This window comes from Clostridium sp. C105KSO13 (assembly GCF_001517425.1).
GTDB lineage: Bacteria > Bacillota > Clostridia > Lachnospirales > Lachnospiraceae > Muricomes.
In genome coordinates this window covers 1-13311 of record NZ_FBWL01000159.1, presented here as the reverse complement: position 1 = coordinate 13311, position 13311 = coordinate 1, and the positions used below count along the sequence as shown (strand labels likewise).

The 13311-nt window shown below is 42.1% G+C and carries 13 protein-coding genes; all 13 read left to right on the top strand.

Annotation, left to right across the window (positions count from 1 at the left end):
• Nucleotides 1–15 precede the first annotated feature (15 nt).
• The 13 genes from BN3456_RS06145 (at nucleotide 16) to BN3456_RS06080 (ending at nucleotide 13190) form a co-directional block, all read left to right on the top strand.
• Nucleotides 16–1149, top strand: coding sequence for a YibE/F family protein (locus BN3456_RS06145; RefSeq protein ID WP_089983268.1), 1134 nt, complete (start codon nucleotides 16–18; stop codon nucleotides 1147–1149).
• Nucleotides 1146–1910: a YibE/F family protein gene (locus tag BN3456_RS06140; RefSeq protein ID WP_089983267.1), complete on the top strand. Its 765-nt coding sequence runs from the start codon at nucleotides 1146–1148 to the stop codon at nucleotides 1908–1910. The genes BN3456_RS06145 and BN3456_RS06140 overlap by 4 nt, the downstream gene beginning before the upstream one ends.
• 414 nt (nucleotides 1911–2324) lie before the next feature.
• The gene (locus tag BN3456_RS06130; RefSeq protein WP_089983265.1) at nucleotides 2325–2705 is read left to right on the top strand and encodes an SMU1112c/YaeR family gloxylase I-like metalloprotein; all 381 of its coding nucleotides are present in this window, start codon (nucleotides 2325–2327) and stop codon (nucleotides 2703–2705) included.
• Between the two features lie 34 nt (nucleotides 2706–2739).
• Complete coding sequence (locus BN3456_RS06125) at nucleotides 2740–3330, top strand: hydrolase (protein WP_089983264.1); 591 nt, start codon at nucleotides 2740–2742, stop codon at nucleotides 3328–3330.
• Nucleotides 3331–3571: 241 nt separating this feature from the next.
• Nucleotides 3572–3955, top strand: coding sequence for a flavodoxin family protein (locus BN3456_RS06120; protein ID WP_089983263.1), 384 nt, complete (start codon nucleotides 3572–3574; stop codon nucleotides 3953–3955).
• 89 nt (nucleotides 3956–4044) lie between these two features.
• Nucleotides 4045–4590 carry a glutathione peroxidase gene (locus tag BN3456_RS06115; RefSeq protein WP_089983262.1) on the top strand — a complete coding sequence of 182 codons (546 nt, stop codon included), beginning with the start codon at nucleotides 4045–4047 and terminating at the stop codon, nucleotides 4588–4590.
• A gap of 54 nt (nucleotides 4591–4644) precedes the next feature.
• The gene (locus tag BN3456_RS06110) at nucleotides 4645–5082 is read left to right on the top strand and encodes a MarR family winged helix-turn-helix transcriptional regulator (protein WP_089983261.1); all 438 of its coding nucleotides are present in this window, start codon (nucleotides 4645–4647) and stop codon (nucleotides 5080–5082) included.
• Between the two features lie 151 nt (nucleotides 5083–5233).
• Nucleotides 5234–8506, top strand: a complete 3273-nt coding sequence (locus tag BN3456_RS06105) for a M14 family metallopeptidase (protein ID WP_176699117.1) — start codon at nucleotides 5234–5236, stop codon at nucleotides 8504–8506.
• A gap of 34 nt (nucleotides 8507–8540) precedes the next feature.
• On the top strand, nucleotides 8541–9221 hold the full coding sequence (locus tag BN3456_RS06100; protein ID WP_089983259.1) for a DUF969 domain-containing protein: 681 nt from the start codon (nucleotides 8541–8543) through the stop codon (nucleotides 9219–9221).
• A 15-nt stretch (nucleotides 9222–9236) separates the two neighbouring features.
• Entirely contained in the window at nucleotides 9237–10184 is a 948-nt protein-coding gene (locus BN3456_RS06095; protein ID WP_089983258.1) for a DUF979 domain-containing protein, read from the top strand.
• A gap of 1 nt (nucleotide 10185) precedes the next feature.
• Nucleotides 10186–11202, top strand: coding sequence for a peptidase (locus BN3456_RS06090; RefSeq protein ID WP_242862818.1), 1017 nt, complete (start codon nucleotides 10186–10188; stop codon nucleotides 11200–11202).
• Between the two features lie 28 nt (nucleotides 11203–11230).
• Nucleotides 11231–11875, top strand: a complete 645-nt coding sequence (pcp, locus tag BN3456_RS06085; protein WP_089983257.1) for a pyroglutamyl-peptidase I — start codon at nucleotides 11231–11233, stop codon at nucleotides 11873–11875.
• A gap of 109 nt (nucleotides 11876–11984) precedes the next feature.
• Nucleotides 11985–13190: an AI-2E family transporter gene (locus BN3456_RS06080; protein WP_089983256.1), complete on the top strand. Its 1206-nt coding sequence runs from the start codon at nucleotides 11985–11987 to the stop codon at nucleotides 13188–13190.
• Nucleotides 13191–13311: the final 121 nt, after the last annotated feature.

The following is a 13311-nucleotide window of genomic DNA, read 5'->3' as shown; positions in this document are numbered from 1 at the left end:
ATGGGGGAATTAAAGATGGCAAACTTGCTGAAGAAGAGTATGTGTATTTTTTCAGCTACTAAAAAAAGGAAACTTTTCTGCCTGCTGATAGTCTTTTATTTTGCGGCTCTTATATTTGCTGCAAATGATGCATGGCTGTATAAAACACCTGTAGTGAAAGTCACAGAGGCGCATACTGTAAAGGAAAGAACTGCTGAAGCCGCACGTGGGAAAAAAGATGTATATTATAAACAGGTTTTACATGGAGTCGTATTAAACGGCAAATGGAAGAGCAGCAGCATCATATTAAGAAATGAATATTCATCTTCAGGTGTGCTTAATCAAAAGTACCGTAAGGGAGACAACATTCTGGCAAGTGTAAATGGGCACTCTCAGACAGGGGACATCCAGGGTCTGAAGCGAGATGTCCATTTAACTGCGCTCATTGGTATCCTGTCTATCCTGTTGATATTTTTGACAGAGAAAAAAGGAATTTTGACAATTTGTACCCTGGTGGTAAACCTGGGAATTTTTGCTGTGGGCCTTTCAAAATTTCTAAAAGGCGATGACATTTTGAAACTATGTAATATTATGTCAGTTATGTTTGCTGTTGGAACGTTATTATTATTAAACGGTTTCAATAAAAAATCCTTGGCTGCTATTATTTCTACTTTGTGTGTTCTTGCTGCGATTATGGGGATTTTTGATATTGTGACGGCCAATACAGAAGCGATGGATTATTCCACAATGGAGTATCTGGGCAGTCTGGACAATCCAGATGACTTATTTCGGGCAGAAGTCATGCTGGCAGGCCTGGGGGCAATTATGGATGTAGCAGTTACCATCTCAGCGGCTCTGGGTGAAATCGTCCAAAAAAATTCACAAGTAACATTTCTGCAGCTATTTTGGTCAGGCAGAGAGATTGGATATGACATTATGGGAACCATGATGAACGTTCTGCTTTTTGTCTTCGGCTGCGGTCTGATTCCCACATTTTTAATCCGCATGAATAATGATGTAAGATTCCTGACTATTGTGCGGCTGCATATTCCTTACGAAATCTGCCGGTTTTTGATTGAAAGTATAGGAATCGTTCTGGCGATTCCCATAAGTATTTTGATAGCATCTTTATTTATGAAATTCAGATTACAGGTGGGAGGAAAAAAATGACAGGGATACTTGCACTTGTTCTTTTTATTCTCATTTTGGCAGTAGGCGGTGACCGAGGTGCGGTTTCGGTGATGGCACTCACGGGAAATATTGCAGTATTATCTCTGTTAGTCATTTTGCTGGCAGACGGCCATTCCCCGCTGGTCATTACTCTCTTGGCAGGCGCAGTAATTAGTTATATCACATTGATCAAACAGAATGGGAAAAACGTGAAGACAGAGGCAGCTTTTCTTGCTACCGCAATAATAATGCTTATTTTGTTGTTTGCTATTTATGGAATGATATGGGATTCAAAAAGCGGCGGCTTGAATGAGATCCAAGCCATGCAGGAGGATGTAATGTATTTCTATAATGTTGACATTCACATCAATATGCTTCATATAGCAGTATGCATTTGTCTGCTCAGTACACTGGGTGCTGTGCTGGATACGACATTATCGATCACCTCATCCGTGTACGAAGTGGCAGTTCATAAGAAAGACTTGAGCAGGAGGGAGCTGTATCATTCTGGATTGCGGATTGGCAAAGAAATTATCGGTACGACCACCAATACATTACTGTTTGCATATTTTGGTGAATCTATGCTATTGTTTGCCTACCTGAAAACCGGAAAATTCACATTCGAGACAATCATAAATTCCAAGTTTTTATTTCAGGATGTAGCTGTCATGTTGTTTGGGGGAATTGCCTGTTTATTGGCAGTCCCCGTTGCATCGGTATGTATCGCACATTTCATCCGGTCTAAAGAGACGATATCATAAGAAGAAAAACAAAAGAAAATCTAATACTTTACTGCGTCCTCATAATCACTTCTTGTTTTTTCCTCCATTTGTGAAAGACGCTGTTTAATCTGATCATTTTCTGCTTGCAGGTTTTGTTTTTCAGATTGTAAAGATACATTTTTCTGATTTGTCTCAGCTAATTGATTCTGAGTCTGAGAAAGAAGAGCTGTTTTCTCATTTAATTGCTGCTGGAGGCCGCTTGCTTTGATAGTAGTAACTTTTCTTAACTTGAATATTATTAGCATAAAGTAAATCAAAAGTCAAGAAAAATTAAAATAAATTTAACTGTCTTTTTATTAATGAGTTTATGCCTGCTTTACTTTTTCTCTGCGTAGATATATTATAGTGTTTGTAAGTGAATCAGATCTGTAGTCATCTTGGGGAGGAATTAGTATGAACCTGAAAAAAATACATCATATAGCAATTATTGTATCAGATTATGAACGGTCCAAAAAGTTCTATACAGAAACTCTTGGGTTTAAGATACTTCGGGAAAACTTCCGGCAGGATAGGGGAGATCATAAATTAGATCTTGAGCTTGATGGATGTGAGCTGGAAATATTCTCGGGAAAAAACAATCCAAAACGGGCAAATTATCCAGAGGCCTGTGGTCTGAGACATCTTGCGTTTTATGTGGAAGATTTGGATGTAGTAATAAAAGAGTTAAATCAAAAAGGAATCCGGACAGAATCTGTTAGGGTAGATGAGTTTACAGGTAAAAGGATGACTTTTTTTAGTGATCCGGACGGACTTCCTTTAGAACTGCATGAATAGACAGCAAGTAAAAAGAGAAAGGTGGATAATAACGATGGAAAGTAAAGTTACAAGAGAAGAAGCATTTGAATTGCTTAAGAAATATAATAGGGAACCATTCCATATTCAACACGCCCTTACAGTAGAGGGGGTTATGCGCTGGTATGCCAACCAACTGGGATATGGGGATGAGGCTGAATACTGGGCAATCACCGGACTGCTTCACGATATTGATTTTGAACTCTACCCGGAAGAACATTGCAAAAAGGCACCTGAGCTTTTGGGAGAAGGCAATGTAGGAGAGGATATGATACATTCTGTCTGTTCTCACGGTTTTGGCATTTGCTGTGACGTAAAGCCGGAGCACGAGATGGAGAAGGTCTTGTTTGCGGCAGATGAACTGACAGGATTGATTGGTGCTGCAGCTTTGATGCGTCCTTCGAAAAGTGTAATGGATATGGAAGTTTCCAGTGTGAAAAAGAAGTTCAAGGACAAAAAGTTTGCAGCTGGATGCTCCAGGGACGTTATCAGGCAGGGAGCAGAAAATCTTGGGTGGGAATTAAATGATCTGTTTGAAAAAACAATATTGGCTATGCGCTCCTGCGAAGAAAATGTCAGGTGCGAGATGGAAAAGTATAACTCATAAATCGCTCAAATACAATGTTTAATGGAAAGCACCTTTGACAGGGTGCTTTTTCTGCCATGCAGCTGATCATTCGCTATGAGGACGGAATACAGACATCTAATTCTTACAAAATGCAGGTATGGGGATCTGAGAAAAAGTAAAAAAGCATTGACAGACCAGAGGAGTCTGTGTTATATTTTCAGCATAAAGATTGTAGGCAATTTAATTGAATCTAATCAAAAGGAGGAACAATAGACACAAAATGAAAATAGCAATTCGATATTATTCTAAAACAGGTAACACAAAGAAACTGGCAGATGCAATCAGCAAGACCACAGGTATTCCGGCAGAGACTGTTGACCAGCCTCTTACAGAGCCCGTAGATATTTTGTTCCTCGGCAGTTCAGTGTATGCGGCAGGTGTAGATGATGCGGTGAAGAAATTTGTTGCCACACTGAACAAAGAGAAGGTTAAAAAGGTAGTTAATTTCAGTACCGCAGCGTTGATTGCATCTACATACAAGCAAATTAAGAAATTACTGGAACCAAAACAGATCCCATTGGCTGAGCAGGAATTTCATTGCAGAGGTAGCTTTAAGGTAATGCATAAAGGAAGACCTGGTGAGGAAGACTTAAAGGCAGTATAGGAATTCGCCCGCAGTATAACAGGATCAACAGCGCAGTAAGAACAATTGCAGTTAAAAGGAATTTCAAAAAAGAACAGGAGGAACACACTATGAGCATTTATGGATTTGAAGCAAAAGATACAAAGGGAAACAATGTCAGCTTAAAGGACTATGAAGGAAAAGTTTTATTAATAGTAAATACTGCAACAGAATGTGGCTTTACCCCTCAGTATGAAGAACTTGAGAAATTGTATCAAGCACATAAGGATCAGGGCTTTGAGATATTAGACTTCCCCTGCAACCAGTTTGGCGGTCAGGCTCCGGGAACTGATGAGGAAATTGTAAGCTTTTGTTCCCTGAAGTTTGGAGTTACTTTTCCACAATTTTCTAAAATTGAGGTAAACGGAGATAATGCACTTCCATTATATAAATACCTGAAAGAACAAAAAGGATTCGCAGGATTTAGCCCGGATCATAAGTTGACACCTGTTCTGGATAAGATGCTGTCGGAAGCCAATCCAAATTATAAGGATGACCCCGATATTAAATGGAACTTTACAAAGTTCTTAATTGATAAACAGGGCAATGTTGCAGAGCGCTTTGAACCAACAACAGAGGTTTCTGATGTAGAGAAAGAAGTGGAAAAACTATTATGAAAGATGACAGGCATGCTGTCCTGTGAATGAAAGATTAGTAATGGAGAAGGATGAATGTCTGATAAATACGATGCATTAAAACTAGAAAACCAGTTATGTTTTCCGCTGTATGCATGCTCGAAGGAAATCGTAAAGCTGTATAAACCATATCTGGACGAACTGGATTTGACTTATACCCAGTATATTACTATGATGGTTCTATGGGAGCATAAGCAGGTGAACGTAAAAGAACTGGGGAAATATCTCTATCTGGATTCAGGAACCCTTACACCAGTTTTGAAGAAACTGGAGCAAAAAGGCTGGGTGGAGCGGTCCAGGGCAAAAGAGGATGAAAGAGTGTTGAATGTCACTCTGACAAAGGCTGGTGAGGAACTGCGGGAAAAAGCAGTTGAGGTACCGAGACGTATAGGAAGCTGCCTGAAGCTGGATTTGGAAGAAATAAAAATGTTATATAAAACCTTATATAAGATATTAGGACAATTTGAATCATAAAAGAAGAAGGCTGGCCGATTTGGTTGGCCTTTTTATTTTATGGAATATTCATTTTATTTGCAAAAAAGGTCCGAGTTTATTGACATTTCTCTCAAATCCTACTAACATATAGAAAATGTTTGCTCAACTAGTGGGAAAAGGGGATAATTGTATGAAACAGGAGAAAAATAAAATACTACATCTCAGGGAAGGATTATCCTGGGAAGAGATGCAAATAGCTGTTGAGATGGCAAGATTGCTGGGATTTCAGAGTGAATCTGCAGTTTTCCCGGTTGTGTCCAGGAATTCAGGTGAAGAAATACCTGCTGAATTAAAAGATTTAAATCAGTACGCAGTAAAAGGTGAGCCCAATAAGATACCTGAAGACTATGTATCTGCACTGGAGGCGGCCAGGCCGGTAGCGGATTTTGACTGGCGGAGTAAGAAAGGCCTGGAAACCCTGTTTGACACAGGCCTCATTTTAAAAGATGAGAATCTGGATTTCCTCCCGGATAAGATGGATGTGCATTTTTTGCTGCCAAAAGAGGCGGATGTATCTATGCTTGCAGCGGCATGCAATTTTGCGTTTCGTATGGGAATGGAGACTACAGCTTATGCGGGGCTTCTACTTACTGATAGAGAGTGTGCGGGAAATGTTCTGGTGTTTGAACCAGGAGAGGAATGCTCCATAAAATTTTCAGAAAAAGAAGATGGAATCCGCATCACTGTGGCAGGTTCAGGAAAAGAGTTGGAGGCATTTTCCGCTGATTTTTGTGAGCATTTTCCGATGCAGGGAGACTTTAATACATGGACTGACTATCTGCAGGAGATAATAGATAGTATGTGTATGAAGAACCTGGACGGACAGCTTGCATACACAAAAGCATTTTCTAAGCCGGGAGCAAAGGCCTACGTATCTCCCGAAATAGAAAACAGACAGGAGGATATCAAAGCAGAGTTTCCGGAGGTCACTTTTATAAACCATAAGGGCATGGAAACAGTGTATGAGAAAGAATATGATATTGAGTGGGAAGTGGATGTACTCCATGAAATATTTGAAAATTCGATCTATCCGAAACTGAAATCTGGGGACGAGGTCGAAGTATATGCGGCACTTAGCGAAGGCAAAGAAGAACGTGGACAGGTTGTTAAAAGGATCTCAAGAAGGATCGCAGAGGCAGGTGCTGCTGTAAAAAATATATCCATATTGTGCGCATATAAACAGGGATATTCCTGGCTGGAGGAAGAAGTGGTGCCTGTGCTGCTACAAAAAGGCGGGGCGGACAGGCTGGAGATCGGGTTTAAACCATTTCTGCCGCAGGGAGTCACAGATTGGGCAGACGAAGACGGGGCTACACCTTCGTACAACAATGTGGGGGGTGACCCGGAACAGTGGTATGATCTGGCCATCCGGTATCTGCAGGAGCTGTATCCTGCGGAAGATATGCTGGCGGAAGCTTTGGGCATTCCAAGAGAGAATATCATGTTCTATCCCTATGAGGGGGTGGAGGATCTGACATATGAATTGAAAGTCTTTGATAAGGATAAAAATAATATCTATGAGTCTATCTGTAAGGCAGCCAGCCATGAGCGCCCTTATCTGGACGATTACCCGCAGATGGGTAAGGTACACCCTTCAACCGGATATCTCAAGGTCTTGGTAAATGGAGAAATACTGCTTGAAACTCGCATAGAGACAGATGTAGAGCGTATCTGGGAGATTTACCAAAAAGAAGTGCTGCCGGACTGCAGAGCTTATATAGAAGAAAAGACAGGTGGCAGGATTACAGCAGACGGGCAGCCCTTTTTCTCAAGACTGAGGGTTGAAGCTGAAGCAAGTGAGCCAGATTATCAGCTGCCGTCGAGAGAAGATTTATTTACCACCCTGGACGGACTTCATGAGGACATATATTTTGCAGGGGCAGATTATTTTAAAAATTTAGGAATGGAAAAAGCAGGGGTTATGCTGGATGCACCAGGGCTGATTCTTCCCGTTATCCGAAAGAAAAGTGGAAAACCTTATATGAAAGTTACCCTGTTTAAACAGAAAGCACATGAACCGTTCATCAGCTGTGGCAATGACAGCAAAATATTCCCGAATGGTTCGCGGCAAACGATACAGGCATGGCTGGAAACGATAGAGGAGACAAAAGAGGGCAGGGGTGCGGTAATCCGAATAGAAGGTGCCGATGAAAAAGTGGCTGCCGCATATGCAGCGCTTCTGGAAAAAGGCGTTTTGGGTATAGGAAAAAAACTCTATGGTACAGACTACCTGAAACTGGATACAGGGTCGGGCTGTTATACTATTTTTACAGACCGTGCAAAGGAAACAGAAAAAGATCTGCGTATTTCTGACATTGATTTGTCTGAATATGAACTGATAGGATATGAGAAATATATTGAAATCATTCATCAGCTGAAACGGGTGCCCGGACTGAATGTATACAGAACAGCCGTGTCTTATACAGGACGGGAGCTTTATGCTGTGGAGGTTTTACCCAAACGCGAGGGTTATGTATCAAGAACCAGGAGGATTACCCGGTATCCTTCGGAAATTGTAAACTGCCGTCACCATGCCAACGAGGTATCCAGTACAAATGCGGCTTTCATGCTGATAAAGACCCTGCTGACGGATGTATCATACAAAAATATACCGGAAAAACTGAATCTTGTAATCGTCCCCATGGAAAATGTAGACGGATCTGCAATCCACTATGAGCTGCAGAAGGATAATCCCGCATGGAAACTGCATGTTGCCAGATTTAATGCGGTGGGCAGGGAATTTTATTACGAGCACTTTAAACCCGACACAATCCACACAGAGGCAATGGGCCTGACACGGCTGTTCAGGGAATTTCTGCCGGATATTATTGTGGACAACCATGGTGTACCGACGCATGAGTGGGAACAGCAGTTCTCCGGGTATACATCACCATCCTATAAGGGCTTTTGGCTCCCCCGGTCTCTCTTGTACGGGTATTTCTGGACAGTGACGGATGAAGCCTATAAGAGTAATTACCCTGTCAACAAGAAACTGGAAGATGTTATAGCCGACAGCATTGCAGAGGACAGCGAAATCACGCACTGGAATAAGGAGTGGGCGCGGCAGTTTGAAAAATATGCCCATGGCTGGATGCCGAAGCTATTTCCAGCAAATTATTATAAAGACATGATTAACTATTGGATTCCATTCGCATTTGACCCTGCCCACAGGTATCCGTCCATTCGCTTTCCGTGGATAACCACAGTGGCATATACCAGCGAGGTCGCCGATGAGACGGCCCAGGGCTCATATCTGCATCTGTGTGCCAGAGCGCATTTGACCCATGATCTGGCAACACTGAAGATGCTGGCAGGAAGTACATGCGTTTATATAGATAAATGGAATATTTCAGATAGCAGCATTGAGGCGGCTCACATCAGACAGCGTCCGATTATTGTCTGAAATCAAAATATTTACCCTGAGAAGGAGGAGACCTATGGAACTATTAAAACTATTAGGAATACTGATTGTTATTGTGGGATTTGCACTGAAACTGGATTCCATACTGATTGTCCTGGTCGCTGCAATTGTGACCGCAATAGTCGGAAACCTTGGGGCTGCAGGGCTTTTGGAAACACTGGGAAACAGCTTTGTGGCGAATCGGAGCATGGCTATTTTTATCTTAATTATGCTGGTGACAGGAACGCTGGAGAGAAACGGGCTGAAAAATGCAGCAGCTGCGTTGATTGGAAAGGTGAAAAATGCCACTTCAGGCATAGTTATAGGGGCATATGGAATCATGCGCGGTATATTTGCTGCGTTTAATGTCAGCTTCGGCGGTGTTGCAGGCTTTGTAAGGCCTATTATTATGCCTATGGCAAACGGTGCAATTGAAGCACGTGGCCACCAGCCCAACGAAGAGCATGTGGAAGAACTAAAAGGAATGGCATCCGGGATGGAAAATATTGCATGGTTCTTCTGCCAGGTACTGTTCGTCGGCGGAGGCGGCGCTTTGCTTGTGCAGTCTACACTGGAACCTCTTGGCTATAAAGTTGAGCTGATTGATCTGGCAAAGGTGGAGATACCGGTGGGCATCTTCGCATTGGTTGTAGGCATCGTATACTATTATCTGAAAGATAAGAAACTTCGTAAAAAATATTATGGGGATAAAAAATAGGAAGGGGGAATAAACATGGGATTTTTTACTGGTTCAGAGTTTACATCAGGTGAAAAATTACTGGAAGTTATATACATTGTGATGGGTCTTGTATCCATCTATACCGGCGCTAAGAATGCGTTGGACAAGGAGAACCCCGCCAGAGTGGGAACTGCTGTGTTCTGGTGTGCCCTTGGTGTTGTAATGGCCTTTGGGCGCTGGATTCCCCCGATTGGCAATGGTTTATTAGTTGTGATTATGACACTTCCCGCTATTTTCAAAAAGGTAAAAATCGGAAAATCAGATGAACCTACGGAAGAATATACAGAAAAAATGTATAATAAGATTGGCATGAAGATTTTTATTCCGGCGTTATCTATCGGTGTATTTGCCATAATTTTTGCAATCTTCTTCAAGACACTGGGAGCCCTGGTGGGAATCGGTTTTGGTATTCTTGTATCGATTATTACCCTTATGGTATTTTCAAAGGACAACAAGCCGTCGGTATTTTTAAATGATTCGGAGCGTCTTCTCTCTACCGTGGGACCCTTAAGTATGCTGCCTATGCTGCTTGCCAGCCTGGGAGCTATATTTACCGCGGCAGGCGTAGGGGATGTTATAGCAAATCTTGTAGGAAAAATAATCCCGGAAGGAAATGTAAATGTGGGAATTATTGTGTTTGCAATCGGAATGGCACTGTTTACTATGATTATGGGAAATGCCTTTGCAGCTATCACGGTGATGACGGTTGGCGTCGGGGCACCCTTTGTCTTAAGCTATGGTGCGGATCCGGTTCTCATCGGAATGTTGGCCTTGACCTGTGGATACTGTGGTACACTGTGCACACCTATGGCGGCTAACTTTAACATCGTACCGGTGGCCATGCTGGATATGAAGGATCGGTTTGGAGTTATTAAAAATCAGGTAATTCCTGCGATTATTATGCTGGTATTCCAGATTATTTACATGATTGTGCTGAAGTAAAATGGAAAGGAAAAAATTATCTGATGTGGAATACAAGTCCATAGAGAGAGGGGCCATGATTGTAATCAAAGACTGGCTTCGCCTGAAACCATGGGAGCGGATGGTGATTGTTACCAGCGAGAATTATCTCACGGAGGCAAACATGCTTAAAACCTGTGCCGGTAAACGTGCACTGTCTGTAGATCTTATGGTTGTTGAGGAAAAGGGAAAAAGAGTAGGTGATTTTTTTGACAGGCATGAAGGCGTTTTTGATGGGTATAAGGCTGTGATCGGAGCAACAGAATATTCTCTGGTGACCACGAAAGCAGCGAAGCGGGCAATAAAAAGAGGAAGTAAATTTTTATCTCTTCCTTTATCTACCAATGATGGAAGGTCCATGCTGTCTTATCGTTTTCTGACCATGGATACAAAAAAGAGCAAGATGATGGCGGGAGTAATTATGAAGTATTTGAATTCTTCCTCTGTTATCCATGTGACAACGAAGCTTGGGACCAATCTTAAGTTTTATAAAATGAACCGCAGTGCCGGGTTTTTCAACGGTGTTGTAAAAGACGGACACGGGTTTTCTTCCGCCAGTATCGAAGTATATGTTCCCATAGAGGAGACAAAGACAGAGGGTATTATGGCAGCAGACGGCTCCCTGGGATATATAGGAAAGGTAGAGAAACCGTTTAAAATATACCTGAAAAAAGGGCGAATATCTGATATAGAAATGACGGATGACGGAAAGAAACTGAAAGAGTATATGGAAGATTTCCATGACTTGGGAATATATGTTGCATCGGAACTGGGCATCGGCCTGAATTCCTACTCAAAATGCAGAGGAAAATGCTATATTGAGGACGAGTCCTCCTACGGGACATTTCATGTAGGTGTGGGAAGGAATATCGCACTGGGGGGCATACATGAGGCGAACGGTCATTTTGATATCGTAGCAAGGAGACCGGATATTTTTGCAGACAACCGGAAGATTATGGAGAGAGGAAAGATTATTATTCCCGAACCGGAAGTCTATTAGCTGCAAAACGATAGAAAGGAGAAAAAAAGTGAAAATATTAATTACAGGGTTTGACCCCTTTGGGGGCGCAAGCGTTAATCCGGCATATGAGGCTGTAAAATTACTGCCGGACAAGATAAAGGGTGTGGAGATTATTAAGCTGGAAATTCCAACAGTGTTTGAAAAGGAAGGCAAGGTGCTGGAGGCCGGAATTGAGGAGCATAAGCCGGACATCGTAATCTGTGTAGGACAAGCCGGGGGACGTTCCGGTATGTCTGTAGAGAAAATAGCAATTAATCTGATGGAGGCCAGAATACCCGACAATGATGGGCAGCAGCCTTTTGACGAGCCGATTCACAGGGATGGCGAAACGGGATATTTTGCAAGCATTCCGGTAAAAGCAATGGTACAAAAGATGCGTGAACATGGAATTCCCGCAAAGGTTTCTTATACAGCAGGAACTTTCGTGTGCAATGACGTAATGTACCGCCTGCTTTATCTCATTGACAAGAAGTATCCAAATATAAGAGGCGGGTTTATTCATGTTCCCTATCTGCCGGAACAGGTCACAGACCTGCCGGATGGTACACCGAGCATGTCAGCTGAAATGATTGCACAGGCATTGGAGTATGGGGTAGAAGCCGCGCTGGAGAATAAACAAGATATCAGTGCTGCTATGGGAGAAACCCACTAAAATTAAATATCTGTAAGTAGGCAAAGTTGTGGAACTATCATTTATTATATGCTAAAATAAAAATTACCGATTATAATCTGGATAAAAGGCGTTGGAAAGCAGGTATAGTATGGATTTGAACAGAGAGAATTTACGGAAAATCAGAGGTCTGATTTTGTTTACTGTCATTGTTCTGGTTGCTTTGTGGAAATACGGCATGGTGCTGGATGCCCTGGGATTTATACTTGGTATCATATTTCCTTTCCTTTTAGGCGGGGCAATAGCCTTTGTTTTAAATGTACCCATGCACTTTCTGGAACATAAGCTGTTTTGGCACGGAAAACTGGAACAGAAAAAATGGAAAAAAAAGCTTGCCAGACCCGTAAGCCTGGCACTTACCATACTAATTGTCATAGGTGTTATTGCTGTCGTATCCCTTGTAGTTATCCCAAGATTGGGCAGCACTATTATACTGCTGGGCAGGAACATCCAGGACTTTTTACCTAAGGTACAGAATTGGGGACAAGAGCTTTTCAATAATAACAAGGAAGTTGCGGCATGGATAGGTGATATAGAAATAGATTGGAAGAACATGCTGGACGGTGTGATAGGGTTTTTTAAAAACGGAGCGGGCAGTGTCCTTGACTCAACTTTTACCGTTGCCAGGAGTATTGTAAGCGGGATGGCAACATTTATAATTGCTTTCGTGTTTGCGTGCTATATTCTTCTGCAAAAAGAAAGATTAAATATTCAGATACGCAAGGTTATGTATGCATATCTGAAAAAAGAGTATGTGGAAAAGATACTGGATGTATGCTCACTGACCTACAGGACATTTTCAAACTTCCTGGCGGGTCAATGCCTGGAAGCTGCAATTCTCGGGACTATGTTTGTTATTATGATGACAGCCTTCCGTCTGCCTTATGCATTGCTGGTGGGTGTTCTGATAGCATTTACTGCACTAATTCCGATTTTCGGTGCCTTTATAGGATGCGCCGTAGGTGCATTTCTAATTTTAATGGACACACCTATGAAAGCTCTCATATTTATTATTCTGTTTCTTGTACTGCAGCAGATTGAAGGAAATCTTATCTATCCCAGAGTAGTTGGGAATTCGGTGGGACTTCCTTCTATCTGGGTTCTGGCAGCAGTGAGTATCGGCGGCAGCCTTATGGGCGTTGTGGGAATGCTGGTTTTTATACCTATAGCCTCGGTGATTTACACATTGTTCCGCAATAACGTATATGGGCAGCTGGGAAAAAAGAAAATCCACGTGGATAATGTTTCCGGCGAAATGGTGCATGAGCATAAGAAAGCCGGAAACGAAAACTCTTGAGTTTCCGCAAAATGTAATTTCAAAAGAGATAACTTCTTCTAAAGTACCAATCTGTCCTATTTTTGAAAAAAATGAAAAGACAGTATTGTGAATAGAGGTACTGAAATAAGCCCCGCCGGAA